General features: G+C 46.8%; 1 protein-coding gene and 1 pseudogene. Both read right to left on the bottom strand.

Annotated elements, in window-relative coordinates; translation table 11 throughout:
• Positions 1–341: pseudogene (locus C7B65_RS26950) on the bottom strand (photosystem II q(b) protein); the annotation flags it as partial.
• 207 nt (positions 342–548) lie between these two features.
• The gene (locus tag C7B65_RS26955; protein WP_073068873.1) at positions 549–1,133 is read right to left on the bottom strand and encodes a hypothetical protein; all 585 of its coding nucleotides are present in this window, start codon (positions 1,131–1,133) and stop codon (positions 549–551) included.
• Positions 1,134–1,175: the final 42 nt, after the last annotated feature.

Consider the following 1,175-nt stretch of genomic DNA (forward strand, 5'->3'; position numbering starts at 1 on the left):
AGTTGATAAGGTCCGCCGTTGTAGAGCCACTCGTCTAATGAGGCGGCTTCCCAAATTGGGTAGAAGTGTAAGCCGATGGCGTTGGAGGAGGGGACAACCGCACCGGAGATGATGTTGTTGCCGTACATCAAGGAACCAGCCACGGGTTCGCGGATGCCATCAATGTCTACCGGAGGGGCAGCAATGAAGGCGATGATGAAGCAGAGGGTCGCGGAGAGCAGGGTGGGAATCATCAGCACGCCGAACCAGCCCACATACAGGCGGTTTTCGGTGGAGGTGACCCAAGAGCAAAACTGCTCCCACAGGTTGGCGCTTTCGCGTCTCTGAATTGTGGTCGTCATGGTAAGTATGAGTGCTTGATTTTTAATGAGTTGTAGGGCGGTTTTCCGACCCACCTCTATACAGTAGGTCAAATATTTCTTTTTGTAAAGCGGTAAATTAAGATTGCTCTCATATTTTGTAAATTGACTGTAACAAAGCTTATCTACTCTCTACTGGGCATACCTTTTGAAAAATGAGAGCCTCGTAGATCAGTTTATGAATGTTGGCTAAATTTTAAGATTGGTTAACGCCTGCTTAATATCAAGATTGACAAAACGATCGGCGGCGAGATAGACCCAAGAGTAAGAGCGTTGAGTGTCTTGATAAATTCGCTCAAAGCCCAACACCCGTCTCAGTTCTTCGTGAACCGGATGAAGAATGATAGAGTAGAGGTCGCAAAGTTGTGGAAAGTCAGACTGCATTCGCTTCAGAGTTTTTTGAGTATCGTCTAGAAGCTGATAAAGAGTTGCAGGGTTAAAAAACATAGGATCGATAATCCAGGCGCGAATGTAAACCGAGGTACAGTTCTCATCACCCACGGCTGCTCTTATAAAGGGGTCTACAGGGTTGTCTGATGTGAGATAAAAACTCTTGCTGGGTGGCTGAAAGAAATTAAACTCTGACTCACTGCTGACCGGGAAAAGAATTATAACGCCAGCTACGTTAAGATTGTCTGCTCGACGAACGACCCGCATACCTGTTGGATACTCTTGTGCCCACGCTCTCAAGACTCTGGCAATTTTAGCGACTACCGATCCCTCTCTAACCAGTTCGGCATATAGCAGTCCTATTTGAGTTGTAAGATCAGCCATAGCGCCGCAACTTGGGAAAATCAAACGTGTAAGACTGCAAGA

This window comes from Phormidesmis priestleyi ULC007, from assembly GCF_003003695.1.
Lineage (GTDB): Bacteria > Cyanobacteriota > Cyanobacteriia > Leptolyngbyales > Leptolyngbyaceae > Phormidesmis_A > Phormidesmis_A priestleyi_A.